The organism is Pseudomonas sp. NPDC087336, assembly GCF_044744285.1.
Lineage (GTDB): Bacteria > Pseudomonadota > Gammaproteobacteria > Pseudomonadales > Pseudomonadaceae > Aquipseudomonas.
In genome coordinates, this window is record NZ_JBIUYA010000018.1 from 81,059 (window position 1) to 97,923 (window position 16,865).

13 protein-coding genes are annotated in these 16,865 nt (G+C 61.4%); 7 read left to right on the plus strand and 6 right to left on the minus strand.

Features of this window, described 5'->3' with window-relative positions; translation table 11 throughout:
* Positions 1–25: 25 nt before the first annotated feature.
* From ACIO0C_RS19045 to ACIO0C_RS19060, 4 genes are all read right to left on the minus strand, one after another.
* Positions 26–1,729: an AMP-binding protein gene (locus ACIO0C_RS19045; protein WP_401314538.1), complete on the minus strand. Its 1,704-nt coding sequence runs from the start codon at positions 1,727–1,729 to the stop codon at positions 26–28.
* A gap of 669 nt (positions 1,730–2,398) precedes the next feature.
* Positions 2,399–3,649: an OprD family porin gene (locus ACIO0C_RS19050; protein WP_401314540.1), complete on the minus strand. Its 1,251-nt coding sequence runs from the start codon at positions 3,647–3,649 to the stop codon at positions 2,399–2,401.
* Between the two features lie 167 nt (positions 3,650–3,816).
* Positions 3,817–5,466, minus strand: coding sequence for a cation acetate symporter (locus tag ACIO0C_RS19055; protein WP_401314541.1), 1,650 nt, complete (start codon positions 5,464–5,466; stop codon positions 3,817–3,819).
* Positions 5,463–5,792 carry a DUF485 domain-containing protein gene (locus tag ACIO0C_RS19060; RefSeq protein WP_008063274.1) on the minus strand — a complete coding sequence of 110 codons (330 nt, stop codon included), beginning with the start codon at positions 5,790–5,792 and terminating at the stop codon, positions 5,463–5,465. The genes ACIO0C_RS19055 and ACIO0C_RS19060 overlap by 4 nt, the downstream gene beginning before the upstream one ends.
* A gap of 386 nt (positions 5,793–6,178) precedes the next feature.
* Between ACIO0C_RS19060 and ACIO0C_RS19065 the strand changes: the two genes are divergently transcribed.
* The gene (locus tag ACIO0C_RS19065) at positions 6,179–7,135 is read left to right on the plus strand and encodes a LysR family transcriptional regulator (protein ID WP_401314542.1); all 957 of its coding nucleotides are present in this window, start codon (positions 6,179–6,181) and stop codon (positions 7,133–7,135) included.
* A gap of 215 nt (positions 7,136–7,350) precedes the next feature.
* Entirely contained in the window at positions 7,351–8,379 is a 1,029-nt protein-coding gene (locus tag ACIO0C_RS19070; protein WP_401314543.1) for an AraC family transcriptional regulator, read from the plus strand.
* 80 nt (positions 8,380–8,459) lie between these two features.
* On the opposite strand, the gene ACIO0C_RS19075 is transcribed toward ACIO0C_RS19070, so the two are convergent.
* Both ACIO0C_RS19075 and ACIO0C_RS19080 read right to left on the minus strand, forming a co-directional pair.
* Positions 8,460–9,383 carry a transporter gene (locus ACIO0C_RS19075; protein WP_401314544.1) on the minus strand — a complete coding sequence of 308 codons (924 nt, stop codon included), beginning with the start codon at positions 9,381–9,383 and terminating at the stop codon, positions 8,460–8,462.
* A 54-nt stretch (positions 9,384–9,437) separates the two neighbouring features.
* The gene (locus ACIO0C_RS19080; RefSeq protein WP_401314546.1) at positions 9,438–10,622 is read right to left on the minus strand and encodes a serine hydrolase domain-containing protein; all 1,185 of its coding nucleotides are present in this window, start codon (positions 10,620–10,622) and stop codon (positions 9,438–9,440) included.
* A 322-nt stretch (positions 10,623–10,944) separates the two neighbouring features.
* Between ACIO0C_RS19080 and ACIO0C_RS19085 the strand changes: the two genes are divergently transcribed.
* The 5 genes from ACIO0C_RS19085 (at position 10,945) to ACIO0C_RS19105 (ending at position 16,837) form a co-directional block, all read left to right on the plus strand.
* Positions 10,945–12,186, plus strand: coding sequence for an OprD family outer membrane porin (locus ACIO0C_RS19085; RefSeq protein ID WP_401314548.1), 1,242 nt, complete (start codon positions 10,945–10,947; stop codon positions 12,184–12,186).
* 41 nt (positions 12,187–12,227) lie between these two features.
* Positions 12,228–13,583, plus strand: a complete 1,356-nt coding sequence (locus ACIO0C_RS19090; RefSeq protein ID WP_401314550.1) for a spinster family MFS transporter — start codon at positions 12,228–12,230, stop codon at positions 13,581–13,583.
* Positions 13,584–13,662: 79 nt separating this feature from the next.
* Positions 13,663–14,637, plus strand: coding sequence for an AraC family transcriptional regulator (locus tag ACIO0C_RS19095; RefSeq protein WP_401314552.1), 975 nt, complete (start codon positions 13,663–13,665; stop codon positions 14,635–14,637).
* Positions 14,638–14,732: 95 nt separating this feature from the next.
* Positions 14,733–15,839 (plus strand): NAD/NADP octopine/nopaline dehydrogenase family protein, encoded by a 1,107-nt coding sequence (locus tag ACIO0C_RS19100; protein WP_401314554.1) that lies wholly within the window; start codon positions 14,733–14,735, stop codon positions 15,837–15,839.
* Positions 15,839–16,837, plus strand: coding sequence for a 3-hydroxybutyryl-CoA dehydrogenase (locus ACIO0C_RS19105; RefSeq protein WP_401314556.1), 999 nt, complete (start codon positions 15,839–15,841; stop codon positions 16,835–16,837). The genes ACIO0C_RS19100 and ACIO0C_RS19105 overlap by 1 nt, the downstream gene beginning before the upstream one ends.
* Positions 16,838–16,865: the final 28 nt, after the last annotated feature.

Here is a 16,865-nt window from a genome sequence, read left to right on the forward strand (position 1 = left end):
GGAAGGCCGGCGTACCGGCCCGGGCTCAGCCCTTGAGCTGAGGAAAGTCTTCTTCGAAGTACTCTTGTGCGCCGCGTGCGTCACTCTGCCGGCGCTGCACTTCCATCTGGCGCAGTTCCACCCGGCGGATCTTCCCGGAGATGGTCTTGGGCAACTCGGTGACGAACTCGATGCGTCGCACCCGCTTGTACGGCGCCAGGTGCTCGCGGGCGAAGGCGAGGATATTGCTGGCGAGTTCGCTGCTGCCGGGTTCGTCATGGGCCAGGATCAGGAAGGCCTTGGGCACGGCCAGGCGCAGCGGGTCGGGGCTGGGAACCACGGCGCATTCCATCACCGCCGGGTGCTCGATCAGCGCGCTTTCCAGCTCGAAGGGGCTGATGCGATAGTCGGAGGCCTTGAACACGTCGTCGGCGCGGCCGACGAAGGTGACGTAGCCTTCGGCGTCGATCTGCGCGGTGTCGCCGGTGCGGTAGTAGCCATCGCGCATCACCTCGGCGGTTTTTTCCGGGCTGTCCTCGTAGCACAGCATCAGGCCGAGTGGACGCACGTCCAGCGGCAGGGCGACTTCGCCCTCATTGCCGGGTACGCCGTCGGGGTCGAGCATGGTCACCCGGTAGCCCGGCAGCGGACGGCCCATGGAGCCGGGTTTGAGCACTTGGCCGGGCGTGTTGCCGACCAGGGCGGTGGTTTCCGACTGGCCGAAGCCGTCTCGCAGCGGCAAGTCCCAGGCATGCAGGATCTGCTCGATGATCTCCGGGTTGAGCGGCTCACCGGCACCCACCAGTTCGCGCAGGTTCAAGCGCTCCTTGTAACTGGCCAGGTCCTCCTGGATCAGCATGCGCCAGACCGTGGGCGGGGCGCACAGGCTGGTGACGCCGTAGCGCTCAAGGGCGCCCAGCAGGGCAGGGGCGCTGAAGCGCGCGACATTGTGGATGAAGATGCAGGCGCCGGCATTCCACGGGGCGAAGAGGCAACTCCAGGCGTGCTTGGCCCAGCCCGGGGACGAGATGTTCAAGTGCAGGTCACCCGGCTGCAGGCCGATCCAGTACATGGTCGACAGGTGACCGACCGGGTAGCTCTGGTGGCTGTGCAATACCATTTTCGGCTTGGAGGTGGTGCCGGAGGTGAAGTACAGCAGCATCGGGTCGGTGGCCAGTGTCTGCCCCTCGCTGTCGAACCGCTCGGAGTGCTCGCTGGCGGCGCTGTGCGGCGTCCAGCCGGTGGGGGCCGGGCCGACGCAGATGCGCGTGCAGCCTTCACCCAGGCCGTCGAACTTGTCGACATGGGCGGCACCGACCACCAGGTGGCGCACATGGCCACGCTCGATGCGGTCACGCAAGTCTTCAGGGGTGAGCAGGGCGGTGGCGGGGATGACCACGGCGCCGAGCTTGAAGGCGGCCAGCATGGTTTCCCACAGGGCGACGTCGTTGCCGAGCATCAGCAGGATGCGCTCGCCACGGCGCACGCCAAGGGCACGCAGGTGGTTGGCCACCTGGTTGGACCGCGCGGCCAGTTGCTGGAAGCTGTAGCGTTGCTCGCTGCCGTCCTCTTCGACGATCCACAGGGCGTTGGCCTGGTTGCCCTCGGCCATGGCATCGAAGTAATCCAGTGCCCAGTTGAATTGGTTCAGTTGCGGCCAGCGGAAGTCCCGCGTGGCAGTGGCGTAGTCGGTACGGTGGGCCAGCAGGAAATCGCGAGCTTTGATGAAGGGTTGGCAGTTGCTGTTCATTGGAGTCTCCATCGATCGCGGTGACGATCGGCGCGGGTAACGGGTACGGGATGGTCAGGCGGCGAGGGCGGCTTTGCTGTGGGTAGCAATGCGTTCAAGACCCGTACAGTTACCTGTGAGCGTAGAGACGGCGGCTGGCATGGATGTCTTCACGTTGGGTGCCCTTTGTTTGTTTTTGTTGGGTCTGGCCCGGTACATGACCGGTGCTTGAGTCCAGTATATGCATGCAAAAATGAATTAAAAATGCTCATAAAAGCCGGTGCGTTGTGCAGAAAAGTCATAGCTGTATTGGGTGTATATCCATTCCTGCGGTAACGGCCACTTAGGGTTTCGCTCTTACAGCGAGTCACTTGAAAAAGCCCCAAGTAACCAAGGGCTCTTGCCCCTGGCGTTCGGCCCCTCGCTAAGGCTCGAGGTACGCGAGCTCCGGTCCTGAAAGCCAAATCAACAGCCAAAGCGAAAACGAGGCGGCCATAAAGCCGACCTGATTCCAGGTGTGTCCGCGATCACGTGTTCACTTGAAATCAGGTCGGCTTTAAGGCCGCCTCGCTTTGACTTTTGATCTGGGTGCCCCGTTAACCACGCTGGCCCATCGCGGCGACCCACGGAGCAATGCCGGAGAGAGGGCATGCCGAGCCCTAGCGAGGCACCGAGTGGTGGGGGGGCGATTTACCAGAGCGCCAGGGTATAGCTGAGGATCAGTCGGTTCTCATCCAGATCACTGCCGAAATGGCTCGAGCGCACCGTCGCGTTGCGCCATTTCACCCCGACATTTTTCAGCGGCCCGCTCTGCACGACATAGCCGATGTCGGTATCCCGTTCCCATTCCTTGCCCTCCGGGCGGTTGCCGCCCAGATCGATGTTGTCGCCGGAGAGGTAGCGCGTCATGAAGGTCAGGCCCGGTACGCCTATGGCCGCAAAGTTGTAGTCGTAGCGAGCCTGCCAGGACTTTTCGTCCTTGCTGGCGAAGTCGCCGATCTGCACGAAGTTCACCAGGAAGGCGTCGGTGCCGTTGACGTAGGCGTAGCCGGTGTCGCCGCTCATGCCTTGATAACCCAGGCCCAACGCATGCCCGCCGAGGTTGTAGGTGAACATCGCGCCAATGGCATTGTTGTCGACATTGCTGCCGCCATCGTCCGTGGAGCGGGCGAAGCGCAGATCCGTCTTCAACGACTGGCCGGTTGCGACTGGCAACACGTAGGTCAGGTTGACCAGGTGCTGGCTGTAGAAGTTGTCGAGGTGACCGTAGCTGTAGCCGGTGGCGAGGTTGCTGGTCCATTTGTAGTTCAGGCTGGCGAAATCCAGGCGGTCGCTATCGACATGGCGTGTGGTGATGCCCTTGGCGCCGGTCCGGGTGATGCCCATGTCCTCGTAGTCCGAGGAGTCGCGCTGGTTGACCTGCGTCAGTCGCCCGGCATCCACGGTCAGGCCTTCGAGTTCCAGCGACGTCAACTGACCGCCTTTGAAGGTTTGTGGCAACAGCCGTGAATCGTTAGCCAGTACCGTCGGCAGCTTCGGCAGCAGTGTGCCGAGTTTCAGCGTGCTTTTGGAGGCGCGCACTTTGGCGGTCAGGCCCAGTTCGCCGTACTCGTCCTGCGCTCCTTTGCTTATGTCGCGATGGCGTTTGAGCAGGCCGGAGCCTGCGCGGTCAGGGCTGGAGTCGAGCTTGACGCCGAGCAGTCCGATGGCATCGAAACCGACACCGATCAAACCTTCGGTGAAGCCTGATTCATGGCGCAGCAGCAAGCCTTGGGCCCATTCCTCTTGTTTGGATTGGGCGGCGCCTGCCTGGCGATAATCCCGGTTGAAGTAAAAGTTGCGCAGTTCCAGGCTGGCCTTGCTGTCCTTGATGAAGTCCGCATGGGCCTGGGTGGCAAGGCTGCTGCCGGCGAGGAATAGACTGAAAAGGGTAGGTTTCATGTTTGTCTCTTGTTGTTATGGGCAAGCCGATCCCGCACTGGCTGTGGCCAGTGGAGGGAAGGCATGTTGACGGTGCCCTGGCCGGGCGGCGCAGGGCGGGAGTAAAAAAGCGCGAAGCCAAGGGGCGCACTCGCGCTCGGGGCATTGGCCCCGACAAAACTGCAGCGTCAGTGACTGCTGGCCATGGCGGCGCCCAGGCCGGTCTGGGCCCGGACGAACTGATCGGCATAGGCCGCGCGTTCACGGTCGGCGCGCTCGCTGCGATCCAGCCTGGACACGACCACTATGACCAGGAAGGCCAGAGGCATGGAGAACAGTGCCGGCTGGTCGTAGGGGAAGATCGCCTGGGCATGGCCCAATACACCGACCCACACCGACGGTGAACCGATGACCAGCGCCAGGGCGCTGACCAGGCCGGTCAAGCCGCCGTAGAGAGCGCCGCGGGTGGTCAGGCCACCCCAGTACATGGCCATGATCAATACCGGGAAGTTTGCCGAGGCGGCTATGCCGAATGTCAGGCCGACCAGGAAGGCGATGTTCTGGCCCTCGAACAGAATGCCCAGGGCGATCGCGACAATGCCCAGGCCGATAGTGGCGATGCGCGACACGCGCATTTCCTGCTTCTCGCAGGCCTTGCCCTTCTTGAAGACCGAGGCATAAAGGTCGTGGGAGATGGCCGAGGCGCCGGCCAGGGCCAGGCCGGCCACCACTGCAAGGATGGTGGCGAAGGCAACGGCGGAAAGGAATCCGAGAAACAGGTTGCCTCCCACCGCCTTGGCCAGGTGCATGGCCACCATGTTGCCGCCGCCGATCATCGCACCGCCGAGCTTACCGTCGACGTAGTACTGCGGGTCTGTGCCGACGATGACGATGGCGGTGTAGCCCAGGATGCAGACCACGAGGAAGAAGAAGCCGATGAACACCGTGGCGAACAGCACCGATTTGCGCGCCTCCTTGGCATTGGGCACGGTGAAGAAACGCATCAGGATGTGCGGCAGGCCGGCGATGCCGAAGACGAGGCCCAGGGACAGTGACACCGCGTTGACCGGATCGGCCAGCAAGGTGCCGGGGCCCATGATCTGCACGCCGCTGGCGTGCACCGCTACGGCCTGGGCCGACAGCGTCTCGAAGCTGAAGCCGAAGCGGCTCAGGGCCATCAGCATCAGGGTCGTGCCGCCCGCCAGCAGCAGGACCGCCTTGGTGATCTGTACCCAGGTGGTCGCCAGCATGCCGCCGAAGATCACGTAGACCAGCATCAGCAGGCCGACCACCACCACCGCCGTGCGATAGTCGAGGCCGAACAGCAGCTTGATCAACTGGCCGGCGCCGACCATCTGCACCACCAGGTAGCAACACACCACCGTCAGCGAACCGAGGGCGGCGAAGCTGCGCACGCGAGTCTGATCCAGGCGCAGGGAGACGATGTCGGCGAAGGTGTAGCGGCCCAGGTTGCGCAGACGCTCGGCCATCAGGAAGGTGACGATGGGCCAGCCGACGAAGAAGCCGATGATATAGATGAAGCCGTCATAGCCCTTGGTGAACACCAGGCTCGAGAGACCCAGCAACGTGGCTGCAGACATATAGTCGCCGGCTATCGCCAGGCCATTCTGGAAGCCTGTGATACCGCCACCGGCGCTGTAGAAATCGGCAGCGGAACGCGTGCGACGGGACGCCCACCAGGTGATCAGCAACGTGGCGAGGACGAAGACGAAGAACATGCCAATGGCATGCACATTGAGCGGTTGTTTCTCGGCGGTGATGGGGGCGGCGTTGGCCAGCAGGGGGCTGAGGGCGAGCAGGGCGGTCAGGCGTTTCATGCGCGGGTCTCCTGCAGGATCTGCGCGCTGAGCGCGTCGAAGCGGGTATTGGCGGTGTGCACATACCAGGCGGTCAGCAACCAGGACAGCAAGATGATTGCCACGCCAATCGGGATGCCGAGGCTCAGGTGACTGCCGTCGTACAGTGGCAGGTGCAGCCAGGCAGGTGCGAAGGCCACCACCATGATGAAGCTGTAGTAGACGGCCAGGACCGCGGCGCTCAGTGACCAGGCCAGCAGGGAACGTTGGCGGGTGAGGCGCTGGAAGTTGGGATTGGCCCTGACCAGGGCGCAGATCTGGACATGGTTCGGATGGTCAGTCGTCATGGTGAGGCTCCGCTTTTTTAATTGTTGTTTGTCGGCCTTTTGAGGGGCGTACGGGTACCCGGGCGACGTTCCGAAGCGGAGCGTCACCTGAATGCTGGAGTCTTTGCGGCCCTGGCGATCTTCCGGATGCGAGGGGATGTTGGTGGCACTCATCGGGTGCCGACAGGGTGCCAGCCGCATGGGTCCATGGCGGGCGCGAATGCGACAGATTGCGTTGTCGCGCAGCTGCCTTTTTTCGCCTTGAAAACAGGCTTTTTACCCTGCATTCAGGCCGTCAGCCCTGATTGAAAAAAGGGCCTTTCCGGTTGCGAAACGTTGCTGGTAAAACCAGGCTGGATGCGAGTATATGTTGGCTAATTTCCAATAAGAATTGGCAGAAAAGCCTGATGAATATGCAAAATCGCACAACGCAAAATCATGTGAATTGGGACGATATGCGCTTCTTCCTCGAGGTCGCCCGTGCGCGCACCGCCAGTGGCGCAGCACGCCGCTTGGGGGTGGACTACACCACGGTGTCGCGGCGCATCCGCGCCCTTGAGCAAAGCCTTGGCGCACTGCTTTTCGAGAAGTCCCGCACGTCGGGTTTTGTCATGACGGTCGAGGGGCAGCGCCTGATCAGTCACGCCGAATCTCTGGAAAGTACGTTGCTGGCAGCCTGCGAGCAGGTATCGGGAACCACCGCGGGCCTCGCCGGGCACCTGCGCATCGGCTGTACCGAGGCCTTCGGCTCCTGCTTCATCACCACTCAGATGAGCCATTTCATCATTCACTATCCGCACATCTCAGTGGACATCCTGCCGGTCCCGCACTTCGTCAACCTGTCACGGCGCGAGGCGGACATTGCCATCACCCTGGAGCGTCCTGAGCGCGGTCCCTACGTGTGCTCGCGCCTGTGCGACTACCGCTTGCGCCTGTATGCGACCCCTGCGTACCTGGCCAATCATCCACCGATTACCCGAAGCGAGGATTTGGCGAGCCATCCGTTCGTGACCTACGTCGAGGACCTGGCCTTCAGCTTCAAGCTGCTCTACCTGAACGACCTGTTGCCCGGCGCGCACAGCCGCCTGCGCAGCACCAGCGTGGTCTCCCAGTACCATGCGGCTTTGGAGGGGCGTGCGCTGGCCATTCTGCCCTGCTTCCTCGCAGGTCCCGATCCGCGCTTGTGCGAAGTGCTGCCGGATCAGGTAGAGGTCACCCGACAGTTCTGGATGTACTACAGCGAGGATCTGCGCAAACTCAAGCGCATCACCCTGGTCGCCGATTACCTGCGTGCCTGTGCAGAACTCAATCAGCCGTTGCTGATGGGCGAGTCCCGGGCGATGGCGTACCTGCCGTCGCCCTGAGTCCTGGCTTCAACCGGTGGCCAAGGCCGGGTCGGCCTTACCAATAGGCAATCCGCACCGCAACGACGAAAGCGGGTTGTATCGAACCCGAACAACTGTCTCAGATCGGGACAGTCGCCATCAAAAAGCCCTTTACGCAGGTTCACTGGCACCGGATGATCCCGGTTCAGTAAAAGCATTCACCCGACCCTAAAAAAATAAAAACAGGTGTCTCCATGCTGCTCGACGATGCGCTGTTAACGGATGTCCGCGGCAAGCCGATACGCCAGCAGCACAAAAATTTTTCAACCGAATGGGATGAAATCAGCGCCTGGTCTGATCGCGTTTACATGCCCTATCGTGTGTCCCCCATAGGGCAGGCCATCAAGCCGCACGCAACCATGCATTCATCCCGGATAGGCGAGTTGACGCTGACTCGTTTTGGCTATGGCGTGGCGGTAAGCGTCGATGACTTTTCGCCCGAAGCGGGGAATGCATTACTGCTCACGACCATTCGCGGCAATGCCCGGCACTGGACGCAGCGTTCAGTCACTGCAGATACGGCAGTGGGTGAGTCCTTCATTGCCGATTGCAGTCGTGTCGATTACCGCATCGACCTTGACCCGGATCACCTGCAGCTGAACCTGACCATCCCCCATGCACTTATGGAACGGATGGCGCAGCAGTGGTTTGGGTTCGTGCCCGATGATCGGTTCTGGAGACACAAGTGCGTCATCGGCGGGGTCGGTTCGAGTTGGCTAAGTCTGCTGGAGTACACGGCCCGGTGTGTTGCCGAGGCGGGCCAACACATGGCTGAAGGGCGTATGGGGGCTCATCTGGAGCAAATCCTGTGCGTTCATCTGTTGCGAGAGTGGGCTGACCGCGCCGCGCAGGCTGGGCTTGATTTGAATAGTCCGATGAACCGGATTGCGCCCCGTTATGTCAGGGCTGCCGAAGCGTTCATGAGTGCCAACGCAGCGAGCCTGCCGACGCTGGCAGAGGTTGCCAGTGCGGTCGGGACCAGTGTGCGCGCATTGAGTGGGGCCTTCTCGCGCTTTCGCGGCATGACGCCCGGTGCATTCTTGCGCGAGCAGCGGCTGCAGGGGGTGCACCGCGATTTGTTGGCGACGGATCCGGAGTCGGGCACGACAGTTTCTGCCATCGCCTTTCGGTGGGGTTATCTGAACCTGGGTGAGTTCGCGGGAACCTATCGCAAGCGTTTCAGTGAACTGCCGTCGCAAACCTTGCAGCGCCGGCTGCGCTAGCGGGTTGACGCAAAAAAGGCACCGAGCGTGACGTCCAAGTCACCCTCGGTGCCCCCAGAAACCCGACCATTCGCTGCGGGTCAGAACACCCACAACAACCGCAGGTTAACCCGCTGTTCTTCCTTGAAGCCATTGTCGACCGACACGTCCTGGCCGTAATTGAGCAGGGCCTGGAACGTAGGGGTCATCCAGTAGGATCCTCCGACACGGTACTTGCTGGTACCGGGTTCATCGCCCTGGTCCTGGCCGTCAATGCGCGACTCGCCGCCCCAGAGTTGAGACGCACCGACGTGCACCGACAGCTTGGGTGTCACGGCGTACCTCAGGTAGGTCTGGGCTTGCCATAGCGGCTTCTGGCGTAATGTCAGGCCTTGACTGGTGAAGTCTTCATTCTTGCCAAACACGGTGACATCAGCGGTGAGGTCCAGGGACAACTTTTCAGTGAGGCCGGTCACATAGCCGGTCTGCAACGTCATCTTCCAACGGTTTTCACCGAGGTTGAGTATATCGTTGTGGTCGTAGCTACCGGTCGGCACGAACAGGTAGGGCGCAATGCCCCAGTAACGGTTTTTCGCCGGATCATTCACGAGCCACAGGGTCGACGCCAGAATCAAATCACCCGTGCCACTGGTCTGTCCCAACGCGTCGTTGTCGCGTGTTCCTTCCAGGCGGCCGAAGGGCAACAGGAACTGAGTATTGATCGTGTAGTCACCCAGCTGCTGGTAGTTGGCGACGCGCAATATGCCGATATCCGAGTCGAGTCCCGCCTTGATCGCAACCTTGTGGCCGTCACTGTACAGCGATCGCCGCTCGGCATGCTGCAGGTAGAGCAAGCCGATATTGCTGCCGGCTGGAAGTGCAGCGGCGTATTCGCCGGCGTCAACATCGATGGCCTGGGCGTTGCCCGCCAGGGTGGCCAGCAGGAAACCGGTACCGATCGTTGAAGCATCCAATGCGCATGCTGTGAAGCGAGCGCGCGCAGGGGTACGCGTGGAGATCTCCATGAGTCACCTGTTTTGTTTTTGTTGGTTTTATAGGGGGGTGAATCAGGCACTGGCTCAGCTGGTCAGGTTGCGGTAGGCCACCGTTTCGAAGTCCAGGTAAGCATGGGTCGATATGGGGTCTACGAATGGCAAGATCTGAGTGGCCCAAAAACCACCGATGCCATTCTTGCGGTCGATCCAGTAGAAGAGATTGGCCAATCCAGCCCACGCCAAAGAGCCTGCAGGGCGACCGGTGGGGGCGTCTTGTTCGTTGATCATGAAACTCAACGCCCACGACTTTGGCATGCCGGGGAAGAATTCCGCCGTGTGGGAAATACCCGGGTTCACGCAGGGAAGGGCTTTGATTTTCAGGTTGTCGAGCCCGTTTTTTTCGGCGAAACGAATCGTCTCCGGCTTCAGGATCCGTCCGTGATCACCCTGTCCATCGTTAAGCCAGGCCCGGATGAACAGGCAGTAGTCCTTGACTGTCGAGAACAGGCCATGGCCTCCCATGTGCACTTCGGGTTCCGGCGGGAGGAGGGAGCCTTCGATTACGCTCAGCGATCCATCCTCTTCACGCTGATGCATGCCAGCCCGCCGCTGGAACATCGAAGGGGTCATGGTAAACGCCGTGTCCGTCATGCCCAGGGGCTCGAAAATGCGCTGCTGCATGACCTCACCCAGACGCTTGCCGGTAATGGCCTCGACCACAAGGCCAGCCCAATCCAGGTTGGCACCGTATTCCCACTGTTCACCCGGCTCGAACAGCAACGGTGTTTGCAGGGCAGCCAACGTTCCGCTGATGATGCTGGGTTGGCGTTGTTCCTGGACCAGCCTGTTGTAGTGTTCGTTGAAGAATTCGTAACCCAGGCCCGCCGTATGAAGTAGAAGCATGCGGGTGGTGATGTGTTTTTTGGCAGGGCGAAGCCGTGGGGTGCCGTCGCTATCAAACCCTTCGAGCACCTTGAGTTCACCGATCATCGGCAGGTAGTCCCTGGCGGGCGCATCGAGATCCAGTCGGCCTTCCTCGACCAACTGGAGCACGGCCGTGGCGGTTATCGCTTTAGTCGTGGAAAACATCGCGAAAACACTGTCGGTGGTCATTGCATTTGGCTGGCCGAGCGTTCGTTGCCCCGCAGCACCCTCGTAGAGCAAGCCGTCGCGCCCGGTGACTGCAGCGACTACGCCTGGGACGCGTTGCGGTCCGGCGGTGGCGCTATCGAGTATCTGGTTGAAGGCGGATGTAGTACCTGGATTCATTATTCTTGTTCTCCTTGAACCCAACCCCGGTGCGCTTGGCTAGCGCCTGGGACGGGATGTGCAGTGACAGGACTGATTGGGCCGACGTGAAGCAATGAACGTCGGGCCAGGGGAGAGTAAGAAAATAAAACCGGAGCGTTTGTCGGCTGCCGGCAGAGGCCGTCGGAATCCGGCATTTATCCAAGTACCCGTTCCTGTCTAAGGGAAACCTTTAGCCGCACTGGAGATTTCCCCCCTTCGGACTGCTGTTCATCTTGATACCGGCGCGGCGTCTACTGGCTTACCTTGTGCCTACCCATAAAAATAAGAATGGAGATGTCAGGTGAAGCAATCTTGCCGTGGGCTCGGTATTGCCAGTGTGATCGGGGTTATCTGTTCGCCATTGGCAGCGCATGCCGATGTGATTGATGACAGTCACTTCAAAGTGGATACGCGTAACTTCTACCTGCACCGTAACTACACCAATACGAATGCGCCGGTGTCTGAGGTGCACAGTTGGTCCCAGGGTTTCGATGCGCAGTTCACCTCCGGCTACACCGACACGGCCCTGGCCATCGGCCTCGATGTGGATGCGCAATACGCCGTGCGCCTGGACTCCTCGGGCAACGACGGTTCGCTGCCGTACAGCGTGAGCAATCAACAGACGGCCGACGACTACAGTCGCGCCGGTGCAACCTTCAAGATGCGCTACAGCAAGACCGAGTTGAAGGTCGGTGACCTGCGCCCGCAATTGCCGGTGGCGTTCGATGACCCCAGTCGGCAACTGGATACCATCTACCAGGGTGCCGTGGTCGAGTCCAAGGAGGTTGACGGATTGACTGTGACCGGAGGGCGTTTCTGGTCTGCCGTGACACGGGAATCTTCCAATCACGAGAAATTCTACAAATTTGGCTCCACCGATAATCTCGACAGTGATGCCCTGGATTTTGGCGGTGTCACTTACGACATCAGCAAGACGCTGCAAGCCAGTTATTTCTACGGCGTCTTGCACGATATTTATCAGCAGCACTATTTCGGCCTGATGCACATGGCTGACCTGGGCAATGGCTACAAACTTAAAACCGACTTGCGCTACTTCAATAACAATGAAGACGGCGATGCCTTGAACGGTGAAATCGACAACCGCTCCTACGGTGCCTTGTTCAGCCTGCTCAAGGGCGCGCACATGTTTGGCCTCAGTTACCAGCGCATGCTCGGTGACAGCGTGTTCCCGACCATGAACGGTTTTATCCCGCAACCTTACCTGGTGCACTGGTCGTCCCTGGGTTTTGTCCGTCCGGATGAAAAGTCCTGGGGCGCGCGCTACAGCTATGACTTCGCCGGGATGGGCGTGCCGGGGCTGAAGTTCTTTACCCGCTACATCAAGGGCACGAACTGGGACCGCGGCGGCAACCTGAGCGACAATCAGGAAAGCGAACGTTACCTGGGACTCAACTACGTGGTGCAGAGCGGGGCGCTGCAAGGCCTTGGGTTGGATGTGCGCAACATTGATGTGAAACAGAAGTATGGCTACGACTACAACGAGTTCCGTGTCGCCACGACCTACACCTGGAAGTTCTGGTAAGCGCATTTACTCCATAACAATACAAAAAGGAGCAAACACTAGTGAATATACAGGTCGATAAGGCGGTCCTGCAGCGCAAGAAAACCTACGTCTACGAGTGGTACGTGGTGGCCCTGTGCATGATCGCCTACATCTTTTCATTCGTGGATCGGCAGATCCTTGCGCTGATGATCGAGCCGATCAAGGCCGACCTGCAGATCAGCGATACCCAGTTCAGCCTGCTGCACGGTCTGGCCTTTTCGTTGTTCTACGCCTTCATGGGCATGCCAATCGCCTACCTGGCCGACCGCTTCAGCAGGCCGAAGATCATCGCCGTCGGCGTGGTGTTCTGGAGCTTGGCGACGGCTGCCTGCGGCCTGAGCAAGAACTTCCTGCACATGTTCCTCGCGCGCATTGGCGTCGGTGTCGGCGAGGCGGCCCTGTCGCCCTCGGCCTACTCGATGTTCAGCGACATGTTCCCCAAGGAGAAACTCGGCCGCGCAGTGGGCATCTACTCGATCGGCTCGTTCGTCGGTGGCGGCCTGGCCTTCCTGGTGGGCGGCTATGTGATCGCCATGCTCAAGGACATGAACACCATCGAGGTCGCCTTTCTCGGCGCGATGAAGGCCTGGCAGCTGGCATTCTTCATCGTCGGCCTGCCCGGTATCGTGGTCGGCCTGCTGATCTGGCTCACCGTGCGCGACCCGGCGCGCAAAGGCCTGCAAGTCGATGCACAGGGGCGGGCCAAGAAGGTCGCGATGAGCGATGGCTTGCGCTTTTTGGGTCGCCACCGTGCCACCTTCACTTGCCATTACCTGGGTTTCTCGTTCTACGCCATGGTGCTGTTCTGCATGATGAGCTGGAGCCCGGCGCTGTATATCCGCAAGTTCGGCCTGTCGCCGATGGAGGCGGGCTACATGCTCGGCACCGTGCTGTTGCTGGCCAACACTGCCGGGGTGCTGTTCGGTGGATGGCTCACCGACTACCTGGCCAAGAAAGGCCATCAGGACGCGGCCATGCGCACTGGGGTGATTGGTGCTCTGGGCATGGTGGTACCCGCCGTGCTGTTCCCGCAAGTCGATCAACTGTGGCTGTCGGTGACCCTGTTGGTGCCAGCGATGTTCTTCGCCTCGTTCCCGATGCCGGCATCCACGGCGGCGATGCAGATCCTTGCGCCGAACCAGGTGCGCGCACAGGTCTCGGCGGTGTTCCTGCTGATCAGCAATCTGCTGGGATTGGGCCTGGGCACCACGCTGGTGGCACTGTTGACCGACCGGTACTTCGGATCGCCGGCAGCGGTGGGCTCGTCGATGTCGTGGGTGATCGCGGGGGCGTCGGTGTTGACCGTGCTTTTGCTCTGGCGTGGTTGCCGGCGTTTCCGCGAAAGCTATGCCCGGGAATATCCGACCCAGGCATGACATAAATAGTCTCGGTACTTCGGCCTCGCTGCGTTTTCACGCAGCGAGGCCGAGCCGCTTCAGGTCAGGAGAGCCTCCGATGTTGAATGACGTACACCTGCTGGAACGGCATAGCCTGCTCAGCTCGGCCGATTACCGCGAGATCAAGGACAAGGTCAGCCATTACCTGTGTCCGCACAGCTTCAACGTGCTGCGTGACGAGCCGATCCATACCCGGCTCAACGGCGTCTTCTTCGGCACGTCGGCGCTGCTCGACCTGCACTATGGCGCGCCGGTGGAGATCAGCATCGGCGACATTGCCGACCAGTACCTGTTTCGCATTACCTTGCAGGGACATTGCCAAGTGGCCCACGGGCGACGCAGCGCGGCGATGCAATCGGGCTGCCTGAGCGTTTCCTCGCCGTTCGCGCAAAGTCGCATCGTTACCGACGGGCAGTGCCGCAACCTGATCCTGCGCGTCGACCGCGATGCCCTGCAGCTGCAACTGCAACGCCTGCTTGGCCGCAGCCTGCGGCAGTCGGTGATCTTCGATGTCAGCGTCGACCCTCTGGGCGCCGGCGTCGTCAGTCTCTATCACACCCTGGACTACATCTGCCGGCTGTACGGCAGCGGCGTGGACGGTTCGCGCCTCGCCAGCGGCCTGTCCGACTACCTGATGCAACTGCTGCTCACCCAGCTGCCGCATAACTTCTCGGCGGATCTGTTGATCGACTCGCACGCGCCGCTGCCGCACCACGTGAAGAAGGCCCGTGACTACATCGAGGACCACCTTGGCGAGCTGATCAGCCTGGCGACCCTGAGTGAGCTCTGTGGCGTCTCGGCCCGCACCTTGCAGAACGGCTTCAAGCAATTTCTCCAGCAAGCGCCGGTCGAGTACATCCGTGACCGTCGCCTGGCGGTAATCCACGAATCGCTGCAGCAGGGCAATACCGGCGATAGCGTCACCGATATCCTGTTGCGCCACGGCATCAACAGCTTCGGGCATTTTTCCAGTGCCTATCGGCAACGCTATGGCTGCCTGCCGTCGGACACCCTGCGCCGACACAAGCATTGAGACTTGTGCGTAATCGGTCAGTCGGCTGCGCAATCGGAGGAGTCCGGGGCGGTGCAGCCAGATAGCATCGAGTCTCTTACAAGAGGAGCAACTCGATGAAGATTACCGTGCTGGGTGGGGGACATGGCTGCTACGCCGCTGCTGTCGAGATGGCTGAAAAGGGGCATCAGACTCGCCTGTGGCGTCGTGATTCGGCGGCGCTCAAGGAACTGCTGGCGATCGGCAGCCTGACCATCAGGGACTATCGGGGCACGCGGCAGTTTTCGGTCGGTAAAGCGGGCGACAAGCTGTCGCTGACCGACGATCTGGCCGAAGCCCTGGGCGACGCGCAACTGGTGATCATACCGCTGCCGTCGACCTCCCACGAAGACCTGGCCAGGCATGTGGCGCCGCACCTGCGCGACGGCCAGGTGGTGTTCCTGCCACCGGGCACTTTCGGCAGCTACGTGTTCGCCAAGGCCATGGCTGACGCGGGCAACCAGAGCAAGGTCGCGTTCGCTGAAACCGGTACGCTGCCGTACCTGGTGCGCAAGCATGGCGCCAGTGACCTGGTGATCAGTTGCTACGCCACCCGCCTGCCGACCGGCGTCTTCCCCAGCAACCTGTCCGAGCACGCCTTCGCGGTATTGCGCGAGGCCTACCCGAGCGTCGAGCCGATCGAAGACGCCCTGAGCGGCGCGTTGATGAACGCAGGCCCCATCATCCACCCGCCGCTGATCATGATGAACGCCGGTCCCCTGGAGCATTTTGAAGCCTGGGACATTCACAACGAAGGTACCCAGCCGTCGATTCGTCGCGTGACCAACCAGCTGGATGCCGAGCGCATGGCGGTGCGCGAAGCACTGACCTACGGCGCGCCACACTTTCCCCTGGCCGATCACTACAACACCAGCGAAGGCGAGGAGTGGATGTACGGTCGCGGTGCCCATGGCAAGCTCACCGACAGCGGTGACTGGCGCGAAGACATCGACCTGCAAAAACATCGCTACATGCTCGAAGACACCCGCCTGGGCCTGTCCTTCCTGGTGTCCGTCGGGCGTTGGGCCGGTGTGCCGACCCCGGTTGCCCAGGGCCTGCTGAGCATCGCCTCGGTCGTCGCCGGGCGTGACCTTTACGCCGAGGGCCGCACCCTGGAAAACCTCGGCCTGGCCGGGCTCGACCGGGTGCAGATGACCGAGCTCCTGAGCAGGGGATTCAAATGATGAATGCCGCGCTACCCCATGTCTGCGTGGTCGGTGCCGGGCGGATGGGCGAGGGCATTGCCCTGGCGTTCATCCATGCCGGCCTGCCGGTCACCCTCATCGATATCAAGGATCGCGCCGAGGCTGAGCGGTACGACTACTTCGAGCGTGTGCGCAATAACGTGCGTGGCGAACTGCAGATGCTGGTACGCCTCGGCATGCTTCAGCCGGAACAGGCAGACATCGCGCTATCGCGCTTGACCCTGCAATCCCGATCCGAGGCCGCCGGGACGTTGCGCCTGTGCGAGCTGGTGTTCGAAGCCGTGCCGGAAGTCATCCAGGTCAAGCAGCAAACCTTCGCCTGGGTCAGCGAGCATGTCCCGGCGTCGGCGATCATCGCGTCGACCACCTCGACCTTCCTGGTCACCGAGTTGAGCGAAATGGTCAGCACGCCTGCGCGCTTCGTCAACGCGCACTGGCTCAACCCCGCGCACCTGATGCCGCTGGTGGAAGTCAGCCGCAGCGCAGCGACCTGCCCACAGGTGGTCGAGCGACTGCTGCAACTGCTCAAGCGCATCGGCAAGGTGCCGGTGGTGTGCAATCCGGTGGCTGGCTATATCGTGCCGCGCATCCAGGCGCTGGCGATGAACGAAGCCGCACGGATGGTGGAAGAGGGCGTGGCCAGCGCGGAAGATATCGACACCGCGGTACGCGTGGGTTTCGGCTTGCGCTTCTCGGTGCTGGGCCTGCTCGAGTTCATCGACTGGGGGGGCGGCGACATTCTCTACTACGCCTCGCGTTACCTCAGTGGTGCGCTGGCACCGCGTTTCGAGTCGCCGCAGGTGATTGCCGACAACATGCAAAACGGCCGCAACGGCTTGCGCGATGGCCAGGGTTTCTACGATTACCGTGAGCTGGACGTGGACGCCTACAAACAGCAGCGTATCGGCGCCTTTGTGAGCAAGCTTGAGTCGTCCGGATTGACGCCAGCGTTTGATGGGGCGTTGCGGCAGGGCTGAGCAGCAGGGCCCGGATGCCGGGCCCCTG

Bases quoted from the DNA above. Each gene is read 5' to 3' on its own strand.
- ACIO0C_RS19045 (WP_401314538.1), bottom strand. From the start codon at position 1,729: ATGAACAGCAACTGCCAACCCTTCATCAAAGCTCGCGATTTCCTGCTG.
- ACIO0C_RS19050 (WP_401314540.1), bottom strand. From the start codon at position 3,649: ATGAAACCTACCCTTTTCAGTCTATTCCTCGCCGGCAGCAGCCTTGCC.
- ACIO0C_RS19055 (WP_401314541.1), bottom strand. From the start codon at position 5,466: ATGAAACGCCTGACCGCCCTGCTCGCCCTCAGCCCCCTGCTGGCCAAC.
- ACIO0C_RS19060 (WP_008063274.1), bottom strand. From the start codon at position 5,792: ATGACGACTGACCATCCGAACCATGTCCAGATCTGCGCCCTGGTCAGG.
- ACIO0C_RS19065 (WP_401314542.1), top strand. From the start codon at position 6,179: ATGAATATGCAAAATCGCACAACGCAAAATCATGTGAATTGGGACGAT.
- ACIO0C_RS19070 (WP_401314543.1), top strand. From the start codon at position 7,351: ATGCTGCTCGACGATGCGCTGTTAACGGATGTCCGCGGCAAGCCGATA.
- ACIO0C_RS19075 (WP_401314544.1), bottom strand. From the start codon at position 9,383: ATGGAGATCTCCACGCGTACCCCTGCGCGCGCTCGCTTCACAGCATGC.
- ACIO0C_RS19080 (WP_401314546.1), bottom strand. From the start codon at position 10,622: ATGAATCCAGGTACTACATCCGCCTTCAACCAGATACTCGATAGCGCC.
- ACIO0C_RS19095 (WP_401314552.1), top strand. From the start codon at position 13,663: ATGTTGAATGACGTACACCTGCTGGAACGGCATAGCCTGCTCAGCTCG.
- ACIO0C_RS19100 (WP_401314554.1), top strand. From the start codon at position 14,733: ATGAAGATTACCGTGCTGGGTGGGGGACATGGCTGCTACGCCGCTGCT.
- ACIO0C_RS19105 (WP_401314556.1), top strand. From the start codon at position 15,839: ATGAATGCCGCGCTACCCCATGTCTGCGTGGTCGGTGCCGGGCGGATG.